The organism is Hirschia litorea (assembly GCF_042665075.1).
Taxonomy (GTDB): domain Bacteria; phylum Pseudomonadota; class Alphaproteobacteria; order Caulobacterales; family Hyphomonadaceae; genus Hirschia; species Hirschia litorea.
Genome location: NZ_JBHTBR010000005.1, coordinates 1 through 19,046 on the forward strand (window position 1 = coordinate 1; position 19,046 = coordinate 19,046).

General features: G+C 46.8%; 18 protein-coding genes. 11 read left to right on the forward strand and 7 right to left on the reverse strand.

The window, feature by feature from the left end; translation table 11 throughout:
• Positions 1 to 803 precede the first annotated feature (803 nt).
• Positions 804 to 1,646, reverse strand: a complete 843-nt coding sequence (locus ACFQS8_RS08700; RefSeq protein WP_382166933.1) for an SHOCT domain-containing protein — start codon at positions 1,644 to 1,646, stop codon at positions 804 to 806.
• A 438-nt stretch (positions 1,647 to 2,084) separates the two neighbouring features.
• On the opposite strand from ACFQS8_RS08700, the gene hfaA reads away from it, so the two are divergent.
• The 3 genes from hfaA (at position 2,085) to hfaD (ending at position 4,926) form a co-directional block, all read left to right on the forward strand.
• Positions 2,085 to 2,582, forward strand: coding sequence for a holdfast anchoring protein HfaA (hfaA, locus tag ACFQS8_RS08705; RefSeq protein WP_382166934.1), 498 nt, complete (start codon positions 2,085 to 2,087; stop codon positions 2,580 to 2,582).
• Positions 2,575 to 3,600 carry a holdfast anchoring protein HfaB gene (hfaB, locus tag ACFQS8_RS08710; protein WP_382166935.1) on the forward strand — a complete coding sequence of 342 codons (1,026 nt, stop codon included), beginning with the start codon at positions 2,575 to 2,577 and terminating at the stop codon, positions 3,598 to 3,600. Before hfaA ends, hfaB begins: the two co-directional genes overlap by 8 nt.
• A 69-nt stretch (positions 3,601 to 3,669) precedes the next feature.
• Positions 3,670 to 4,926, forward strand: a complete 1,257-nt coding sequence (hfaD, locus tag ACFQS8_RS08715) for a holdfast anchor protein HfaD (protein ID WP_382166936.1) — start codon at positions 3,670 to 3,672, stop codon at positions 4,924 to 4,926.
• Positions 4,927 to 5,115: 189 nt separating this feature from the next.
• Here hfaD and ACFQS8_RS08720 read toward each other — a convergent pair whose 3' ends face one another.
• On the reverse strand, positions 5,116 to 6,018 hold the full coding sequence (locus ACFQS8_RS08720; protein ID WP_382166937.1) for a hypothetical protein: 903 nt from the start codon (positions 6,016 to 6,018) through the stop codon (positions 5,116 to 5,118).
• 202 nt (positions 6,019 to 6,220) lie between these two features.
• Here ACFQS8_RS08720 and ACFQS8_RS08725 point away from each other — a divergent pair, with 202 nt between their 5' ends.
• The 3 genes from ACFQS8_RS08725 to ACFQS8_RS08735 all read left to right on the forward strand — a co-directional run bounded on the left by ACFQS8_RS08725 (position 6,221) and on the right by ACFQS8_RS08735 (position 8,188).
• The gene (locus ACFQS8_RS08725) at positions 6,221 to 6,754 is read left to right on the forward strand and encodes a PAS domain-containing protein (protein ID WP_382166938.1); all 534 of its coding nucleotides are present in this window, start codon (positions 6,221 to 6,223) and stop codon (positions 6,752 to 6,754) included.
• Positions 6,755 to 6,953: 199 nt separating this feature from the next.
• Positions 6,954 to 7,538, forward strand: a complete 585-nt coding sequence (locus tag ACFQS8_RS08730; RefSeq protein WP_382166939.1) for a pilus assembly protein PilZ — start codon at positions 6,954 to 6,956, stop codon at positions 7,536 to 7,538.
• A gap of 59 nt (positions 7,539 to 7,597) precedes the next feature.
• On the forward strand, positions 7,598 to 8,188 hold the full coding sequence (locus ACFQS8_RS08735; protein ID WP_382166940.1) for a hypothetical protein: 591 nt from the start codon (positions 7,598 to 7,600) through the stop codon (positions 8,186 to 8,188).
• 4 nt (positions 8,189 to 8,192) lie between these two features.
• Here the strand turns inward: ACFQS8_RS08735 and ACFQS8_RS08740 are convergent, their stop codons facing one another.
• Entirely contained in the window at positions 8,193 to 8,720 is a 528-nt protein-coding gene (locus ACFQS8_RS08740) for a gamma carbonic anhydrase family protein (protein WP_382166941.1), read from the reverse strand.
• Between the two features lie 375 nt (positions 8,721 to 9,095).
• On the opposite strand from ACFQS8_RS08740, the gene ACFQS8_RS08745 reads away from it, so the two are divergent.
• On the forward strand, positions 9,096 to 9,932 hold the full coding sequence (locus tag ACFQS8_RS08745) for a PhoH family protein (protein ID WP_382166942.1): 837 nt from the start codon (positions 9,096 to 9,098) through the stop codon (positions 9,930 to 9,932).
• Positions 9,933 to 10,122: 190 nt separating this feature from the next.
• Here the strand turns inward: ACFQS8_RS08745 and ACFQS8_RS08750 are convergent, their stop codons facing one another.
• The gene (locus tag ACFQS8_RS08750; protein ID WP_382166943.1) at positions 10,123 to 10,731 is read right to left on the reverse strand and encodes a hypothetical protein; all 609 of its coding nucleotides are present in this window, start codon (positions 10,729 to 10,731) and stop codon (positions 10,123 to 10,125) included.
• Positions 10,732 to 10,994: 263 nt separating this feature from the next.
• Here ACFQS8_RS08750 and ACFQS8_RS08755 point away from each other — a divergent pair, with 263 nt between their 5' ends.
• Positions 10,995 to 13,928 carry a M16 family metallopeptidase gene (locus ACFQS8_RS08755; protein ID WP_417462173.1) on the forward strand — a complete coding sequence of 978 codons (2,934 nt, stop codon included), beginning with the start codon at positions 10,995 to 10,997 and terminating at the stop codon, positions 13,926 to 13,928.
• 80 nt (positions 13,929 to 14,008) lie between these two features.
• Here the strand turns inward: ACFQS8_RS08755 and ACFQS8_RS08760 are convergent, their stop codons facing one another.
• From ACFQS8_RS08760 to ACFQS8_RS08770, 3 genes are all read right to left on the reverse strand, one after another.
• Positions 14,009 to 14,212 (reverse strand): DUF3126 family protein, encoded by a 204-nt coding sequence (locus tag ACFQS8_RS08760; RefSeq protein WP_382166945.1) that lies wholly within the window; start codon positions 14,210 to 14,212, stop codon positions 14,009 to 14,011.
• Positions 14,213 to 14,335: 123 nt separating this feature from the next.
• A complete protein-coding gene (gene cysE, locus ACFQS8_RS08765; protein WP_382166946.1) occupies positions 14,336 to 15,172 on the reverse strand; it encodes a serine O-acetyltransferase in 837 nt (278 codons plus the stop codon).
• Between the two features lie 64 nt (positions 15,173 to 15,236).
• Positions 15,237 to 15,872 carry an NUDIX domain-containing protein gene (locus ACFQS8_RS08770; protein WP_382166947.1) on the reverse strand — a complete coding sequence of 212 codons (636 nt, stop codon included), beginning with the start codon at positions 15,870 to 15,872 and terminating at the stop codon, positions 15,237 to 15,239.
• A 119-nt stretch (positions 15,873 to 15,991) separates the two neighbouring features.
• On the opposite strand from ACFQS8_RS08770, the gene ACFQS8_RS08775 reads away from it, so the two are divergent.
• From ACFQS8_RS08775 to ald, 3 genes are all read left to right on the forward strand, one after another.
• Positions 15,992 to 16,624 (forward strand): nitroreductase family protein, encoded by a 633-nt coding sequence (locus ACFQS8_RS08775; RefSeq protein WP_382166948.1) that lies wholly within the window; start codon positions 15,992 to 15,994, stop codon positions 16,622 to 16,624.
• A gap of 321 nt (positions 16,625 to 16,945) precedes the next feature.
• Complete coding sequence (locus ACFQS8_RS08780; protein ID WP_382166949.1) at positions 16,946 to 17,602, forward strand: TorF family putative porin; 657 nt, start codon at positions 16,946 to 16,948, stop codon at positions 17,600 to 17,602.
• Positions 17,603 to 17,869: 267 nt separating this feature from the next.
• The gene (gene ald / locus ACFQS8_RS08785) at positions 17,870 to 18,982 is read left to right on the forward strand and encodes an alanine dehydrogenase (RefSeq protein WP_382166950.1); all 1,113 of its coding nucleotides are present in this window, start codon (positions 17,870 to 17,872) and stop codon (positions 18,980 to 18,982) included.
• Positions 18,983 to 19,046: the final 64 nt, after the last annotated feature.

Below are 19,046 nucleotides of genomic sequence, written 5' to 3' on the forward strand. Positions count from 1 at the left end.
CATCCACATCAGCGTTTGGCGAAGGTGCAGGATATAAAGTCCAGCACCGTTTCCGTCAAGAACTTTTTTTAATTAATTTCCGAACCGTCCGAAGACTAAGTTGAGCACCTCAGTGCCAGAAATTAACTAAAAACAACAACTCGGTGGGCGACTTACTAAAGTTGCCCGCAGAACCGTTTGTTCTCAGCGGAGAGAGGCGGTGTATAACGACCGACCCTCAGCTCGTCAACCACTTATTTTAAGTAATTTTCAAAAACTTAAAGAGCCTAAGAAAACCATTTAAAACCCGGTCAATTTCACCACCCTATATAGAGCAATTGATCAACCCGTGGTCGGCGAAGAGACGCGGCTTATAAAGACCTCATCTCACCCCGTCAACCACTTATTTTTGTTATTTCCAAAACCTCAAAAGAGATAAGAAAATACTTAAATTTGAAATACTTACGCTGAATAAATTCAACTCAGAAATCTCAGTGGTCGGCGAAGAGATGCAGCGTATAAAGACCGCATCACTCATCGTCAACACCTTATTTGAACTATTTCATTTCTGTCCGTAGACACACAAAATAGACAATACAAATTTACCACCCAACTCTCGCCAGATCCGCAAATTCTCCAATGTCATCGAAGAGCAGTGACCTATATGGAAGTCAGCCAGAACCGTCAACCACTTTTTCTGCCTTTTTGTGACAAAATAGCTTTTGCACAGGCTTATCCCCAGAATGAGGCAAAATAGGATACTCCCTACCCCCTCCCCTCGGACTAAGCCCACGTATTTCATACATATTAACTACAAATAATGCCTAGATACGCGCTAAAAGGTCTTTCTTCTTAGACTCAAAGTCTTCTACAGAAATGACATTTGCATCTCTTAGCTTTGCCAAGCGCTCCAATAATGCAAACACATCGCCCTCTAATGGTGCCACTTGCACAGTCTCAGGCGCAGGCGTTTGTGGAATTGGCGCATTATTCTGTGCAGATGGCTCTGCCGGCGCAGGCATTGGCGTACTCTCAGGCTGATTCCCCTTCACATTATCAACACGCGGCAAGCTATTGAGCGATACGATTCCATACTGACTAGAGAATGTAATAGAAGAATCGCCACTTTGCTGCTGTCCAAAGCCACCGATATTGTGATCAAGCGTGTCATACACACCTACACTCCCATAAGCATTCAACGCTAAACGGCGAACATTTGGGAAATACGCATATTGCATATCATTCTGACTACCTGTTGCTGACGGTTGCCCCAATTCTTCAGGCCACCAAGCCCCGCCTTGAGTCATATAGAAGCTAGCTCCATTCCCCTGACTTTGAGACTGGAAAGACCGATTCTGTTGATTCGCTAAAGCTGGTCGCACCGGCACAGGTGCAAACGGTTGACTATTGGCCAGCAGGCCCGACAATTCATAACATACATTATCAACTTGCGCTTTGAGGCCGTGGTTGAACATATCGCCCACCATCGTCATGCCGCCCTGCATCCACTGACCAGATCCACCAAATTCCGAATGACTAAACTGCGCCATCGTGCCACCACCATTGGCAACTGCATTTAGCATGGTGGCAATCGCATCAAAACTTACTCCATAGCGCCCCGCTATTTCCGCAACAGCTTGCTCGCCTTGTGGGGATAGTTTTCTCATAGTCTAGGCTCCTCTCAGGTCGCCTGTGGATAAGTCTTCGTGCAGGCTATCGCACACCCACAAGTTATAAGCGAGCCTTTTCACCAAAGCTCCACGGAATAATCTTGGGCATGCCGAGAAGTTCCTCACTTCACATTCATATGCACAAACTTATATCGCCTCTCCTCAATATAGATCGGCAATCTAAAGAAGGAAAATTGGATAGACATTCAATTTGCCCCCCCCTCCTTTGACGTCTCTTTTTGATACGCCCAATTTCAAGTCGGATCGCCATGTATTCCTTCCCGCGCACTCAAAAGTAAATATGCGCTCCCTCTCCAGAAAGGTTTAACTGTAATTGACACCATTTCATGCAGTCATTGTGTGCAAGTGAATAGAAGTGTTGAGCTTTTTGGTAACCATCTTGGTCTATAGTCCCTCCAACGAATAAGGGGACGCATGGCACAATCATTGCTTGATGTTCCTCATAAAATTGTGATCGGGAACTTAAAAATGACCTTGTGTCGAACAAAATTGGGAATTCTGGGCCTTGCAGGAACGCTATTAATTAGCGGCAATGCTTTTGCTCAACGCAACCCTGCTGGACAATACACGGGCGAATTTGAACGTCCCTACGGTTTCGCATATGGCGAAGAAAACCGCGCCTACGACGCCAACACACGTGATGCATACAACAACCGTGTCATCATAGATGGCCGCATGATCGTTGGCGACGATCTCACATCTTTATCTTATGGCGGTGTCTATGGATATAACTTCCGTGGCGCTGGTTCAGGCATGGGAAATTATTCTGGGCCGGGCAATTCAACAGCCATAGGTAACCAACTCAACGTCATCACCAATGGCAGCAATAATGTTGTCGTTATCGATTCTATTCAAAACAATTCCGGCGATCAAACTGTAATTCTTAATGGGGAGCTTGATCTGAATGACTAGCCCAATACGCAAATCATCAAAAAAATCAGTCGCTCTGCTCGCTAGTGCGCTTATGGTTACTGGCTGTGTGTCACCTATCGCAACCAAATCTGGGAATTACACGAAACCAATTGGCGGATCTCCCGTAACAGCAAACCCAACACCCTATTCAGCTAGCCTAGTCTGTATGGGTGATTTTGCTCAATCTGTTGGCCTTGGTCAGCCCCGTATTGCTGTGGGCCGTATCCTTGACTACACAGGTAAAGAAGATTTTGAAGGTGGCCGCCGTGTAACGCAAGGTGCCTCACTTATGGCTATCTCTGCTTTTGCCAAAGCAGGCGCACGTCTAGTTGAGCGTTTTGATACATCCGTATCCGAACTTGAGCTAAAATACGCCAACAACAAATTAATCGGCGATTCTGCGGATAAAGACTTCCGCAAAATTACAGCGGGTTCAATTCCAGGTTCAGACTTCTACCTTGTTGGTGGTATCACAGAGCTAAACTCAAACATTCGTTCCGTGGGTGTTGATGCATTCATCGGTGACTTAGATACACAAGACCCTAAAGGGAATGGTGGATCTAAAATGTACGTCATTAATGTGGGTCTAGATCTACGCCTTGTAGAAACAGAAACGCTAGAAGTCGTAGATGTTATCTCTTACCAAAAGCAAATTATTGGCCGTGAAATCTCACTTGGTGTGTTCGACTTTGCCAATAACAATGTATTTGACATCGGCGCAGGTGAACGCTCACTCGAGCCTATCCAACTTGCCGTTCGTTCAGTTATCGAGCGCGCTGTTTTGGAAATGACAGCCAACCTATATGGCGTCACAAGCCCTGACGTATGTTCAGCAATTGCACAACAAGGCGCTGGCCTGCCAACGACAAATTCCATCACAGGTAACTACACACCTGCATATGACAATTTGCCAACCAATAATGGGCAAACGCGCTCTGAAGCCTCTCGCTGGCACGATGATCGCGATAGAGCGATTGAAGACGCGAAAAAAGCAGCACTTCGTGGCCGCAAAGACTAGCAGCCCTATTCTCCACTCAATCCTTTGAGTGGAGACATATCTTGCTGATTTTAGAAGGTGATTTAAGACATGAAACGTACAACACTTACAACCAGCGTTGCAATCAGCGCCCTATTGGTGAGCCTGTCCGGATCAGCATTTGCTCAAAACGCGCCCGACGTCTTAAATTCTCAAATTCAACTGGGCGATGCCTTTTCCAACATGAATGTAGTTGTTGAAGGTGATCACTCTGGCGATGTGAGCTCCATTGCGCTTTCCACCGGCAATGCCGCTTCTGGTTTTGGTAGCAATGATGCAGTTCGCCATGTTGAATCTAATCAAACAATGTCTGGAAATTCTACAGCAAACGCAACGCTTGAAGGCGATCGCGTTTTTGGAACAGCAAGTGCTGATGCAACTGCCTATGGCAACTCTACAACAGGCAGTCAATTTCAAGCCGACAGCATGAACCAAACTGTAGGCACGAACCGCATTTCATCAACTGCGACAGTCAATCATATTTCTGCAACAACATTAAACGCCAGCGCGACATCTGCTGCAAATATTCAAGACATGACTTATGATGGTCGCCTTGTGCCCGACGGTGAATCCCCAACACTGCGCGCCAACGCAAATCAGACCTCACAAGCTGATGTCGATGCAAATATCGACGCGACAGTTTGTTGTTCCGTTGATGATACTAATGCCAACACGCTCGCTGTCGGTAATAGCTTTCAATCATCATCCGAATATTCAAATGCCTACGCCAATGTACAACAAACATCTTATGGCAATGCGATAACCGCAAATACACGCCTAACTCAGCCTGAGGGCAACAACATATCCGCCAATTCCCAAGCAATGGGAAACAACATTGTGATGGATAATTCTTGGGGTTATTCGCAACTTGACGGCAGTCAAACGAACACATCTGCGATCAACGCTACAACAGAAATTGTCCTAAATGACTGGGATGGCGATGCTTCAATTTCAGCCTATGGTGTTGGAAACTCTGCTATGCAGACCAATATCGGCTCAGACCAGAACGCTTACTACGCTCAGAACAACTCTGGTGAAGTTGTATCTTTGACGGACTTTGAAGGCGGCAATGGTGGCGCAGGTAATCTAAGCACATCTTCCACAGCCATCGGTAACACATATACCGGCTATGTTTGTGCAACTTGTCAAAGCGCAGTTCCTGGTGGAGCGCTCACACAGACTAACTCCGGCAATGTCACCTCAACAGGCCAAGCTTGGGCACGCGGTGGCGGCAATGTGTATGGGTCTGCTGCTGCAATTGGTAACTCAGCCAATTACTCAACTAATAATGCAGGTGGGCACGACTAAAACGTCCAGTTTCAAATAGAATAAATAGAGGCATTCATTTTAAGAATGCTTCCTACCTAGAAATCCCCTTCTCTTTTTTAGAGCTGGGGATTTTTTATATTCTAAAATTTAGACATAAAAAATCCAGCGAGCGCCTAATGCACTGCTGGATTTTTCCAAAATAGAATTTTTAAATAGTACTCAAAACTATCAATAAACGTTTTGGCCCACACCACCATCAAGCACGATGCGTCCAGAACTTGAGATTGGCTTTTCTACTTCCACCTGACGTGTCACTTGCTTCATCACAGTCCGTTGACTTGGAATACAAGCTGGTGTTTTCGAGCTGATCGTTTTGATACCAGGCCCATAGCGACGCAATAATGAGCGCTCATTACAATTACGTTGTGGTGCTTCAGGCGCACAAGACAGTTGACCACCAACAGAATGGGTCAGCGCCTCACCTTTTTTACAAGAGAAAGTGCGTCCACCATCAAAAGATGCATCATTATTGTTATATGATCCAACCGTCACCTGCATAGACGTTCCCGCCATACAACGGAAAACTTCGCCATTATAAGTCGCATCAATGCGTTCTTCTCCAAACACTTGAGATGCTGGGTGCGGTGCGCCTTTGTCATCAATACAAACAGCCTGAACCGGCTGAGCCATAACTGTGACATCTGCTGGTGCACAATATTGTTCAGTAACTGGAACCTGCTCGGTGACTGTTTCTGTCACGCGCTGCATATCACCTTCAACTTGAAGATTGTTCAACACACTTGCTTCATAAGGAGCAACAGTAGCTCCCCCTCCATTATTAAAATAATAGACGCCTGCGTGCTGGCCTTGGCCTTGTTGTATATAAGTTGAATATCCGCGACCTGCATTGCCCGCACCAATAACAACGCTCGCTCCTGGGGCGCGTACTCCGGGTACTTTTACAACTTGGTTTTCTGGAAGATCACAGCAATTATTTCCTGATCCGGTCATAGGCGCAGTTCGCACAATCGGTGCCGATTGCGCAAGCGCATTACCGCCAACTATTACGGCACTAAATACACCAGCAACCAATGCTGCTTTGAAGGTCATGTGTCTAGTTGAGACGGTCATTCTACTACTCCTCGAAACTTCAACTTAATTATGCAATTTGAATGCCCAAATTCATCACCTAGGTGCATTGCATTTCTCCAATCAGTTGAAGGTGACCAATATTGACCCGAAAATGGAAAATATTCCGTTACAAAAACTGGCCCAGTCTTTGCGATACTGTTTGCAAATAGGCATTTGCCTGAAAAAATAAGAGAACAGTTAGATGATAGAGCTAAAAGCACATCCAAATACACGAGCGATCATCGAAGCCTGGAAACGGTTGTCTTGGGGAGACAGTCAATTAGTCGATGGGCCAATGGCCCAAGATTACCCAGACGTCGTGAGTCGTCTCTTTATTGTTCAACGCACAGATGTGGAAGATTATTCTCTTCGCATGGTTGGCGCGGGTATACAGGAACTATTCGGGCGAGAGCTTGTTGAACACAACTTCTTATCGTTATGGACCACGAGTGACAGACTTATTATAAAGACTGCCATGGAAACAGCATTATCTTGCGGTAGTCCATCTTTAATTCAAGCAACGGCGCAAACACTTGATGGCCGCAATATTGATATTGAAGTGTCGTTTTCACCACTAGATTCAGGCAATAAACAGCGCCCACGCCTATTATGCCTATACCAAACTCTCTCGGATGAATCAGCCCTTAAAGGTCGCCCGATTTGCCGCCATTTCATAACCGGCATGTTTCCGCCAAAACCTAAGAGCACAGCTCCTATTTTGCGCGTTGTAAGCTAACAACTGAAAAATAGTTTCTCAGTATATTTCTCAAGGAGATGAAGCAATTCATCTCCTTTTTTCATTCCTGGCTATTCCACACCTATAAATTGAGACTTTTAGGCTGCTGCAATGCTACATTTGGTTCTTTTGGAAACACTTTGTGAACCATCCATACGATAAAATGAACGACAAGTGAATTAATTGTGTTGGAATGCCTATGTCAGATCTCTCTACAAAACGGCTCTTAGTCCGCAAGGTTACAGATAAAGATCGTCGAAAATTCAGACGCGTCATTCACGAAACGACGGCAAGATGTCTGTGGCAAGATGGGACGGAGTTTGAAGCTCTTACCGTCGATCTATGTGCGGGCGGTGTTTCGTTAAAAACAGATCAAACTTTTGAACCCGATGCGCCGATCATTATTTATATAGACCAGCTTGGTCGCATTGCAGGCCATGCAGCTCGTCCAACCGAAGCTGGCTTTGCGGTTCGCGTTAATTTCGTACCTCAAAAACGTGAAAAATTCGTCGATCAACTCACTTGGATTGTAAACAAGCAAAGCCTCGGCTTAGAAGATGAACGCCGTTCGCTACGCCGTACAACGACAGAAAAACTCATCGCAACATATGAAAGCGGCGTTGTCGCACAATGTAATGTTATCGACATTTCTTTGCTAGGTGTTGCCCTACGCACTACGGGGCCACGTCCGGAGATCGGCTCTCGTGTTCAAGTTGGTAGACGTACCGGCAGATGCGCAAGATATGTCGATAATGGGTTCGCAATAGAATTTATTGATCGCTAAATCTGTCTATCAACACGCCTTAGACAATTGTTGTAAATATTTCAGGACGCTCCGTCATCATGGCCTCTTCTTCTGCTCACAATGCGAATTCTCACACCCCAACACACGCGCAAGATGGCGACCAAATCAAACGTGTTCAATGGCGGGTTCAGGTCGATGGAACAGTTTACGGCCCCTATCCGCGTTCAAGACTGATAGATTTCTTACGTGAAGGACGTGTAAGCGCCAGCACAATGCTCGCCTGCGGAAGCGATAACGCTTTTTATCGCGCCGACGAACACCCCAATATTCGCTGGAATTTTCACGGCAACACCGAAAACACCTCCCGCGCAAATGAAGCCAACGCAAACGATGCTGAAGCTCCCCAATTATGCAATTACTTCATCAGCGGTAAACTCGTATCAGAGCATTACAATTTTGAATTAGTCCTAAATCGCGCTGGCAAGTTTGCTCGTGCAGGCAGCAATATGTGGGTTTTAAGGTCCCGCATCACACTCCCACAACTGCGCAATCAACTCTCCGCAGTTATGGGAAAAGACGATCAGTTTGTCATCGTAAACGCATCCAAAGGTCGTCTGGCATGGTTCAACCTTGGCGCAGAACCCGACATTGCCGTTCGTGGCGTATGGGATAGTGAATTAGAAGATTAAGCGATCAATCGGCAATTTTGCGCAACCCAGCCCGATAATTGGCAGCATTCTCAACATAATGCATTGCAGAAGCTGTAAGCACATCCGCCATCTGTGGCGTAACTTCCTTCACCACCTTACCCGGTGCTCCCATTACAAGTGAATTGTCGGGGATCTCCTTGCCCTCAGGAATGAGCGCATGTGCACCAATGAGGCAGTTTCGTCCTATACGTGCATTGTTAAGGATTGTTGCCCCAATTCCAATGAGTGAATTTTCACCGATTTCACACCCATGCAGCATTGCCATATGCCCAATAGTGACGTTTTTCCCGATTTTCAGCGGCGATCCCATATCAGAATGCAGCACTGTACCATCCTGAACATTAGAATTTTCGCCTATTAGGATATCCTCATTATCCCCTCGGATAACCACGTTAAACCACACACTCGCATTTTTCTCTAACTGAACGCCGCCAATGACCTGAGCAGATTCTGCAACCCAAGCTGTCGAATGAATGATTGGATTTCTATCACCCAATGAATATATCGCCATTTTTATAGGCTCCTTAAAGGTTAATGCATCGCTACATCAATCGACACACAAGTGTCATTAGCAAGATGGTAACTTCGATATATGTTAATTGCATAGAGATTCGTTGTGGTGATTCGAAGCAGGCTCTCATGTCAGAGGATGCAGAAAGTCATCAAGTGAAATTCATACCGGAGGATTGCTGAGTGCGAAATCTATCGCCTCCCCGTCGCATACCACCGCCCGCGAGATGCCAATCTTTCGGGAGAATGGTGCCTCTGTCCTCTTCCGATCGACCTTCTCTCTCTTGCCTACTCCACATTTTCATCCAAACCGTAATGCCCTGTGGCCTTACGGTTTTTTTATGCCTTGCAATGCCCAATCCAATAGGAGAATACCATGGCTAAGCGCTCTAATATCCGCCGTATCAGTGCAGAATTTGATGCAAACGACTATTTCGAGGACGCAGGGCAAATTGCTGATTTGGATTTGCTAGAGCGAAAGTGGAGCCCTGATGACAAACCGAGGCGCGCAAAAAAGCACGAAAAAACGCCCAAGCATCACAATAATAATGAAGCACCCAATGGTCACACCCACCACACACGTGAACAGCGTTACGTAAAAAACATCATTCCGCGCACAGACGGTCAGGCGAAACTTATGGAAGCCATTGACCGAGATAACCTCGTGTTAGCGCTCGGCCCCGCAGGTACAGGGAAAACTTACCTTGCCATCGCCAAAGCAGTTGAAGCCCTCAAAGCTGGTCGCGTGGGACGCATTGTTCTATGTCGCCCAGCGGTAGATGCAGGTGAAAATATTGGTTTCCTCCCGGGCGACATGGAAGACAAGCTCGCTCCCTATCTTCGTCCTCTCTATGATGCATTGGCAGATCGTTTGCCCGCTAAATCATTGAAATCCATGATGGCGGAAGGTTTAATTGAAATTGCCCCTGTTGCTTTCATGCGTGGACGTACACTCAATAACGCATTCGTCGTAATAGATGAGGCGCAAAACTGCACCTATATGCAGCTTAAAATGTTGCTCACACGATTAGGCTGGAATTCTTCCATGATCGTTACAGGAGACCCCGCCCAATCTGACCTGCTTCCGGAACTTTCAGGACTAGCAACTGCCGCAGAACGCCTTGAAGAGATGGAGGACATATCTGTCATTCGTCTGGCAAAGGAAGACGTTGTACGTCACCCACTTGTCGCAAGAATGCTCAACACACTCTAAAACCTCCAAACCTTCCGGCGCTTCAAATCGAAGCGCTGGAAGCCTTGGGGTTGAAACTCACAATATCAAACATCCACAAAACCGAATGGCTCATCATCCTCGTTTTGGTGATGTCTAATATAACTTGTCTTTGAGAGACGTGGATAAGTTTCCGTGCAAATTAGAATCAAGAAGACCTTGAAACGCTAATTCAATACCTATCCACGCCGACAACTTCCAAATGCTCCACTTGGCAATCATATGTCATGCGTGTGCCGTCTTCGACCCAATTAATATTTGAAAGTTTAAAAGCCTCAAACTGTCCACGCGCTCTGATATCCTGAATAATGTGCCGGTTCTCTGGTCGATTGCGGTTCGCATAGGTTTGCAGAGCTGTTTGTGATAGTTTGAAGTTACATTTCTTTGCGGCCAATTTTGCTCCGTCCGACTGTTCTGGCGGTGCAAGTTCAAAGCGATTCAAGCGCCCTTTGCGTTCAGAGAAACGCGCAACCAAACTATCGACATGGTGAGGCGCGTGAATTGCCACCTCCCCAACGACCGGTGCTTGCTGTGTTTTTTCACGAAATTCTGCGTATGCAAGCTTACATTGTTGTTCAGCTTCAGGCGTAGACCTAACACTTGCAGCCGCGCGACACCCTATGAGGCACTTTCTTGCCGGTGCCAAAAACTCCACTGACAGAGATTTGCATTCTTCTATCATTTCAGCGGGGGTGGTTGCAGTCGATGTTTGCGCTTGTGCAGACTGGCCCAAGCTACAAATAGCAAGCATTGCTAAACCAAATTTAAAGCTATCTTTCATGTCATCCTCCCCCCACAATTGCATTCAAACCATATTAAATTATGGCCCAAAATTCAACTTAGATGGCAACAAACTTACCTAACGGCACCTCTTTGGTTTCGCTAAAAAAACCAGCAATCGCCCCTCATTTGGCAGTCTACCGGCTTATAGCCTTGCTTTTGCCTACAACCCATTTTACGCGTTAAACGATAAGAATTTAACCATACCGCGCTGGATTCCCTGCAATTCCAGCCATAAAAGTACTTAAGGTTCAATCAATGGCAATGCGCTCAACACTCATCGCAGCACTCATGGTCAGTGTGTCATCATGTGCTACAATTAACACGACAGGCAATGCGCCTACCCCTAGCCAAACACCCCCATCCCCAAGCGCTGAAACGGTTGCCAACCCTCTCCCTGGCGGCATGCAATTGGTTGAAGCCTTCACACCTGCTGAGGGTGAAATCGGCATTCCGTACAAAAAATATGTATTGCCCAACGGTCTTACTGTCGTCATTCACGAGGATAAGTCTGATCCACTTGTACATGCTGATGTGACCTATCATGTCGGGTCAGGCCGCGAAGAAATGGGGAAATCTGGTTTTGCGCATTTCTTCGAGCACATGATGTTCCAAGGATCTGAAAATGTTGCAGATGAAGAGCATTTCAAAATCATTTCAGAAGCGGGTGGAACTCTAAATGGGTCAACAAATAGCGACCGCACAAATTATTATGAAACCATCCCCTCCAACCAGTTGGAAAAAGTTCTGTGGCTGGAAGCTGACCGCATGGGATTTTTCTTAGATGCTGTGACAGAAGAAAAGTTTGAAAACCAGCGCGAAACCGTCAAAAATGAACGCGGCCAAAACTATGATAACCGCCCTTATGGTCTTGTCTCAGAGCGCGTTGGTGAAGCCCTCTACCCTGAAGGTCACCCTTATTCATGGACAACAATCGGATATATTGAAGATTTAAACCGGGCAAACCTCACAGATTTGAAGAAATTCTTCTCTCGCTGGTACGGACCAAACAACGCTACACTCACCCTTGGCGGTGATCTCAACACAGAAGAAACACTTGAATGGGTTGCCAAATATTTCGGCTCCATCCCCCGTGGCCCAGAGGTAGAAGCTCCTGAATTTATTCCGGTTACGCTCGAAGCAGACCGTTATATTTCAATGGAAGATAAAGTGGCCTTGCCTCTATTATATATGTCCATCCCGACAGTTTATGCACGCCACCCAGACGAAGCACCACTTGATGTCCTCATGTCAATTATGGGCGAAGGACGCACATCAATTCTATACAAGAATTTGGTAAAGGATGGTCTCGCTGTTGCTGCAAATGCAGGTCATGGCTGCCGCGAGCTACACTGTGCTTTCACGCTCACGGCGCTTCCAAACCCCGCTTCAGGGACAACGCTTACAGATTTAGACCGTATATTGCGCGAATCCATCGCCGAATTTGAAACGCGCGGCGTGGAAGACGATGACCTTGAGCGGGTCAAAGCTGGCATTGTATCCGGCATGATTTATGGGCTTGAAAGCGTATCAGGAAAAGTATCCCAACTTGCCTTTTATGAAACTTTCACAGGTAGCCCCAACTACACATCTAAAGACATTGAACGCTACTCAAACGTCACCAAAGAAGATGTGATGCGCGTCTACCACCAATATATCAAAGACAAGCCAGCAGTCATTATGTCTGTTGTGCCCAATGGTCAGCCTGAAACGATTGCCGCGCCTGACACATGGTCAATGTATGAGCGCACAATTCCCGAATCTGAAGACACAACAGACTTTGAACCGCGCTATGCAAAAGATGATTTTGACCGTTCGATCCAGCCAAAAGCTGCGGACTTTAACCCAATGGTTAAACTACCAGAAATCTGGAAATCCAGCATGGAGAATGGCGTCAACATTCTGGGTGCAGTCAACACTGAAACGCCGACAACAGCTCTGCAATTACGTATTGAAGTGGGTGACCGTCAGCAGACATTGGAAAATATGGGTATTGCCTCTCTCACAGCTTCAATGCTGGGAGAAGCCACTGAATTTTCAACAAATGAAGAGTTATCCAACCGCCTTGCCAAACTTGGTTCCAGCATCAGCGTAGGCTCAGATAAGCGCTATACCAGTATCACGGTTCACGCGCTGACTGAAAACTTAGATGAAACGCTGGCAATTGTGAAAGAGCGCCTGCTTCACCCTAAATTTGACGAAGCAGATTTCAAACGCCTCAAAGAGCAAACCCTGCAAGGCATTGAGCAACGCAAAACACAACCTTCCGCCATTGCAAGTGGTGTTTTCTCACTGCTCACATTCGGTCATGACAACCCATCCGCACATCCAGAAATTGGCACGACGCAGACCGTCAACAATATCACGCTTGAAGATGTGAAAAAATTCTATGCTGACCACTATACAGCAGGTTCAGCTTCCATCATTGCGGTCAGCAATTTGGAAGAACAAGTCTTAGAGAACAAACTCTCAATCTTTAGCGAATGGAGCGGTTATCCAAACCCAGCTCCCAAGCTTCACCCCTTCCCAGAGCTGGAAACGGGCACATTATACCTCATAGATAAAGAAGGCGCTGCGCAATCTGAAATTCGCATTGGTAAGCGCGCACTTCCTTATGATGCAACAGGTGAATATTACCGCGCACGCATCATGAACTTCATGCTAGGCGGTGCCTTTAACAGCCGCATAAACCTCAATCTACGTGAAGATAAGGGCTATACTTACGGAGCGCGCTCAGGTTTCTCCGGCAGTGACATTGGCGGCATATTCTCAGCGCGAGCCGGTGTGCGGACTGATGCGACGGCAGATTCAATTGTGCAATTTGTCAATGAAATCAAAAACTACGCAGAAAACGGCATCAAAGAAGAAGAACTCGCTTTCACAAAGTCCGCTATCGGGCAAAGCGACGCGCTGGAATATGAAACACCATTTGATAAGCTAAGCTTCCTCTCGGAAGTGGAAACCTATGGCCTGCCTGATGGCTTTACAGAAACTCAAAGCCAAATTTTAGAAAATATCACGAAAGAAGAAATTGATGCGCTTGCCAAGAAGCACCTTCAAATCGATGATATGATTATGGTGATTATGGGCGACAAAGCTGTCATCGAAGATGACCTCAAAGCCCTAGGCTACCCAATAGTGGAATTGGACACGGACGGCTTGCCCGTGCCACCGCCACAACGCCCAAAACTAGACTAAGCTTTAAATAGCAACGTCAAGAAAAAAGGCGGCTCCAAAACGGGGCCGCCTTTTTTAATCACATCTCATTCTAGAAGCGCTTAAATGTCTTCAGGTAGAATGGTCATGTTCAATTGATACGCCACTTCGCCTTCATCTTCATCCTTGTAGATAAGCGCGATAAACTCGTCACCCAAATAAGCTTCCACAGAATCAGGTGTTTTAGGACGTGCTTTCAAATTGATGTCCGGGTTCAGCGTCTTCTTAAGATACGCTTCGACTTTCTTGGATTCTTCCGGACTCATGTCCTTCTCCCTTTGAATAAAACTAACCGCCTTCTTTACAAGACGAAAAAACAAGGCCGCACCCTAATGCGGCCCGCTCTGGATATCTAGATCAATGCACCATGAATTACGGTGATTATCTGACTAATCTTGCATCTTGCTCGGTGAAATCAGGTGATCCATGGCCTTCGCAGGCTCTTCACAATCAATACACGCAATAACTTTTGCAGGCACACCCGCGACAGTGCAACCACACTTCACATCCTCAAGCACAACAGATGACGCACCAATGCGCGCATAATCACCTATTTTAATATTGCCGAGAATTTTTGCATCCGCACCAATCAAAACGCCCTTGCCCACTTTGGGGTGGCGATCGGTGAACTCTTTGCCCGTACCACCAAGATTAACACCGTGCATGAAGGAACAATCATCCCCCACAACCGCAGTTTCACCAATCACGACACCCGTGGCATGGTCCATCATAATCCCGCAGCCCATTTTCGCGGCTGGGTGAATATCAACCCCATAAAGTTCACTTGTTCGAGATTGCATGAAGAAAGCCAGCACATCGCGATCTTGATGCCATAACCAATGTGCCACACGATATGTCTGCAACCCCAAAAAGCCTTTAAAAAACAAGAAAGGTTGCAACAAAGTCCGACAGGCTGGATCACGGTCACTCACCGCCTGCAAATCCCGCTCAACGCACTTGATTATATTCTTATCTTCAAGGAAAGCCTGCTTGCAGACTTCTCTAATTTGCAGCGCGTTCATATCTGGACCGCCCGCTTTTTGCGCTAATTGATAGCACAAGGCTTGGGTAAGACTGTCATGACTAAGAACAGCTGCATTGAAAAAGCCAGCAAGGGCGGGTTCGCGGCGGGCAGCTTCAGCAGCCTCAAGGCGCAATCTTTGCCACACAGGCGCTGCTGCACCTGTACCTGCTGCTTTCGCGGTCTTCACCTCAGACTCGGACATGTCATTTCCCTCTTCGTGATGACGCGCCTAACACGCCAGTCTATTCTTCTAAACCTGTTTGACCCTAGATTTGCCCTGCTGCAAATGCATCAGCGATATTCTCAGGAAGCTGGCCTGTACGCCATAGATGATCAGCCTTGAGCAAAATCGCAAGGGAGAGTGCGTCAGTTATTTGCCCTTTCACGACCATTTGAACAGCTTGTCCCACTGGTAATCGCCATATTTGCAATGCTTCCACATCATCTGCAGCATGTGCATGGCATGGTGAAAGCCCTGTTGCTATATACCCAAAAGCACGTTCATCCGTCACAGAATTGGATAAATGCATATTCGTAAATAGCGTCATCCATTCACGCGCCTGCATGTGTATTTCTTCAGATAATTCACGTTTAGCCGTCAATATTGGGTCTTCATTCATCGGGCCGCCGCCTTCCGGCACTTCCCACGAATACTGCCCCAACGCAAAGCGATGCTGCCCCACAAGATATGTGCTCCCATCTGCTTCAAGCGCCAACATGCCAACCGCCAGATTCTTGAACGACACCAATCCATATGTCGCATCCACACCCGTTGGCGCGACAGCTTTATATTCCCCCATACGAATCCACGCATTTTCATACTTCGTTTGAGAGGATTTTATCTTCCAGCCACTTAAAGCATAATGAGGCGGCTTAGACTGTTTATCTTTAGATGACGCCATTCTTGCCCCTCATACCCTCTGGAAACAATTTTCTAATTCACACTTAGGTCGATGACATATGCAATCGAACGCACTAAGTCTTCTTTAAATGTAGGAAAACTGAAATTTTGAGGAAAACCATGTCGAAGACGCCCCAATTCCCACCTCTCCCCGCGCTCAACGATGTGCTGGCCGCCACCAACCCCAGTTCCGAAGCACTTTCCTTCCTCGCAAACCGCAGATCCACGCCAATCAAATGCCTGACAGCCCCCGGCCCGGATGAAGCGACACTTGAATCCATTCTACAAATCGCCTCCCGCGTGCCCGACCACCGCAAGCTTGAACCATGGCGCTTTATTGTCATCCAAGGTGATGCGCGCAAAAGCACGGGTGAAACGCTCGCAAAGATCAAACACAAAAAATGCCCAAACCTTTCCGTCTCAGAGTTGGACGAAGAAAAATCCCGTTTCACGCGCACACCTGTATGCATCGCAGTGGTCTCTAGCCCAGACCCTTCACACAAAACGCCCGTTTGGGAACAAGAATTATCCGCCGGCGCACTCTGCATGAACTTACTGCTAACCGCCAATGCTGCAGGTTGGGCCGGAGCATGGCTCACTGAATGGTATGCCTTTGATGCGGATTTCCATGCCGAAATGGGTTTGAGCGACACCGAAAAGTTCGCTGGCTTCATATATTTGGGTACTGCGATGCAAAATCCACCCGAACGTCCGCGTCCAAACATCAGCACAAAGATTAAATACCAGAAATAGTTCTTAACAAAACTCCGGGGGATCAAAGAGGGTGATTAGAATGATTCACCCCAAATGATCAGCCAACCTATCCAAGTGCGGATAAAATACGAGCAAATCGCGCAAAATGACGCCTTATTACTAAGCAATGCCCATTTATTTCGTCGGCAAAACGTTAGAAACAATGGCGCAATTGTAATGATCTTGGTTCTTTCAATTAACGACGCTCTAGCGTAGTTACCCCATCCGCAACGCAGGGTCAGCTTAACTCTGTGTTGCTTTTTGAAGGAACTCTCTGATCATTTTGGTCAGAGATCGCATATCTGAAGGGATAGTTCGATCATGCGCACTCTTTTCTCTGCAAGTGTTTTTGCTCTTGCTGCAATCGCCACTACAGCTACAGCCCAAGCTGAAGTAGAACTTTCTGGAAACGTTGCTTTGACAACAGACTACCACTGGCGTGGTGTGTCTCAGTCAAACCAAGACCTTGCCGTTCAAGGTGGTTTTGACCTTGCAACTGATGCAGGTTTCTACGCAGGTACATGGGCATCTTCTGTAGACTTCCTAGATTCAACTGACACAAACCTAGAAGTAGACTTCTACGCTGGTTACGGCGGCGAGTTTGGTGAAGGTTTTGGTTTTGACGTAGGAGCAATCTACTACGCATACCCAGACAGTGACGATGGTGACCTAGATTTCTATGAAATCTACGCTGGTCTTTCAAAGTCATTCAGCTCAGTTGATCTATCTGGTATGCTTTCATACGACCCAGATAATGAAACACTTTACGCAAACGCTGATGCTGGAATGGCATTCTCAGACTTCTTCTCTGCAAGCGTTGGTTTGGGTCAATACCTTGACGGTTTCGACGAGTACACAAACTACAACATTGGTGGAACATACTCAGCAGGCGGTTTCGACCTAGACCTTCGCTGGTATGACAATGATGCAGATGGTGCTGACGACAACGTCGTATTCTCAATCGCTAAATCTCTCTAAGAATTAGCAATTGATTTGAAGGCAAAGTGTCCTTCGGGGAATTAAAGAAAGGCGTTGCTATTTTGGCAGCGCCTTTTTTGTGTTTACATTTGTTGTATCGCGCAAGTCACTTTGCACATATCTGCTAAATATTCCGGTTAAATCACCTAAGATAGCACATTAAATTAGATATATTTCCCACACAATCGCATAATTGCGAAATAACAAGTTGGAATACAAGCGCTTTTTGGTATATATTCCGCAAAAATATAAATATCGGAGAAAAATATGATCATCGGGGTCCCGAAGGAAATCAAAGCCGAAGAGCATCGTGTAGGCCTGACACCCGAGAGTGTGTCAGAGCTGACTCGCGCAGGCCACAAGGTTATCGTTGAAACCAATGCCGGAACAGGTATTGAAGCTAGCGACGCACATTACGAAGCTGCTGGTGCAAGCATTGTTGCAACTGCAGACGCCGTCTTCGAGCAGGCTGAACTGATCGTCAAAGTAAAAGAGCCACAAGCTGTTGAGTGTGCCCGTCTAAAGCCACACCACACCCTCTTTACATATCTTCACCTTGCAGCGGATAAACCCCAAGCTGAAGCCCTAATGAAATCCGGTGCAACATGTATCGCTTATGAAACAGTGACAGACCGCAATGGTCGCCTCCCGCTTCTTATGCCTATGAGCCAAGTTGCAGGACGCATGGCCACTCAAGCTGCGGCATGGGCACTCCAACGCACAATCCGTGGACGCGGCCTTCTCATGGGCGGTGTACCGGGTGTAGCGCCTGCTAAAGTCGTCATTCTTGGCGGCGGTGTATCAGGTACACACGCAGCTGAAATGGCTATTGGTATGCGCGCAGACGTAACCGTATTTGACCGCCACATGCCACGCCTTGCTGAACTAGATGTTCAATTCGCTGGCGCATTGAAAACAGCTTACTCAACGCCTGCGTCTGTTGAAAAAGCCGTTGCTGAAGCTGATGTCGTCATTGGTGCTGTGCTTATTCCGGGTGCCTCTGCACCAAAGCTCATTACGCGCGACATGCTTAAAACAATGAAGCCTGGTGCCGTATTGGTTGATATCGCGATTGACCAAGGTGGATGTTTTGAGACATCACGTCCAACAACACACTCTGACCCGATATTCGAAGTTGATGGCATTTTGCACTATTGTGTCGCCAACATGCCGGGCGCAGTGCCGCGCACATCCACATATGCACTCAACAATATGACATTGCCATTCACATTGGCCATCGCTGCAAAAGGCGCGAAAAAAGCGCTAAACGATGATGCTCACCTTGCTGAAGGACTTAACGTTGCTGATGGCTTCATCACATATGAAACTGTCGCATCTGATCTTGGACTATCCTATAAAAAGCCTGAATGGCTAAACTAGACTAACCTCCTCCCCGAAGCGTCGAATTTGCCAAATAAACGTTCGATGTTTTACAATGAAAAAG

What these genes read in the sequence shown, in the direction of transcription:
- ACFQS8_RS08700 (WP_382166933.1), bottom strand. Translation starts at nt 1,646, where the DNA reads ATGAGAAAACTATCCCCACAAGGCGAGCAAGCTGTTGCGGAAATAGCG.
- ACFQS8_RS08735 (WP_382166940.1), top strand. Translation starts at nt 7,598, where the DNA reads ATGGCCTCTTCTTCTGCTCACAATGCGAATTCTCACACCCCAACACAC.
- ACFQS8_RS08740 (WP_382166941.1), bottom strand. Translation starts at nt 8,720, where the DNA reads ATGGCGATATATTCATTGGGTGATAGAAATCCAATCATTCATTCGACA.
- cysE (WP_382166946.1), bottom strand. Translation starts at nt 15,172, where the DNA reads ATGTCCGAGTCTGAGGTGAAGACCGCGAAAGCAGCAGGTACAGGTGCA.
- ACFQS8_RS08780 (WP_382166949.1), top strand. Translation starts at nt 16,946, where the DNA reads ATGCGCACTCTTTTCTCTGCAAGTGTTTTTGCTCTTGCTGCAATCGCC.
- ACFQS8_RS08755 (WP_417462173.1), top strand. Translation starts at nt 10,995, where the DNA reads ATGCGCTCAACACTCATCGCAGCACTCATGGTCAGTGTGTCATCATGT.
- ACFQS8_RS08775 (WP_382166948.1), top strand. Translation starts at nt 15,992, where the DNA reads ATGTCGAAGACGCCCCAATTCCCACCTCTCCCCGCGCTCAACGATGTG.
- ald (WP_382166950.1), top strand. Translation starts at nt 17,870, where the DNA reads ATGATCATCGGGGTCCCGAAGGAAATCAAAGCCGAAGAGCATCGTGTA.
- ACFQS8_RS08760 (WP_382166945.1), bottom strand. Translation starts at nt 14,212, where the DNA reads ATGAGTCCGGAAGAATCCAAGAAAGTCGAAGCGTATCTTAAGAAGACG.
- hfaD (WP_382166936.1), top strand. Translation starts at nt 3,670, where the DNA reads ATGAAACGTACAACACTTACAACCAGCGTTGCAATCAGCGCCCTATTG.
- hfaA (WP_382166934.1), top strand. Translation starts at nt 2,085, where the DNA reads ATGGCACAATCATTGCTTGATGTTCCTCATAAAATTGTGATCGGGAAC.
- hfaB (WP_382166935.1), top strand. Translation starts at nt 2,575, where the DNA reads ATGACTAGCCCAATACGCAAATCATCAAAAAAATCAGTCGCTCTGCTC.
- ACFQS8_RS08725 (WP_382166938.1), top strand. Translation starts at nt 6,221, where the DNA reads ATGATAGAGCTAAAAGCACATCCAAATACACGAGCGATCATCGAAGCC.
- ACFQS8_RS08745 (WP_382166942.1), top strand. Translation starts at nt 9,096, where the DNA reads ATGGCTAAGCGCTCTAATATCCGCCGTATCAGTGCAGAATTTGATGCA.
- ACFQS8_RS08770 (WP_382166947.1), bottom strand. Translation starts at nt 15,872, where the DNA reads ATGGCGTCATCTAAAGATAAACAGTCTAAGCCGCCTCATTATGCTTTA.
- ACFQS8_RS08750 (WP_382166943.1), bottom strand. Translation starts at nt 10,731, where the DNA reads ATGAAAGATAGCTTTAAATTTGGTTTAGCAATGCTTGCTATTTGTAGC.
- ACFQS8_RS08720 (WP_382166937.1), bottom strand. Translation starts at nt 6,018, where the DNA reads ATGACCGTCTCAACTAGACACATGACCTTCAAAGCAGCATTGGTTGCT.
- ACFQS8_RS08730 (WP_382166939.1), top strand. Translation starts at nt 6,954, where the DNA reads ATGTCAGATCTCTCTACAAAACGGCTCTTAGTCCGCAAGGTTACAGAT.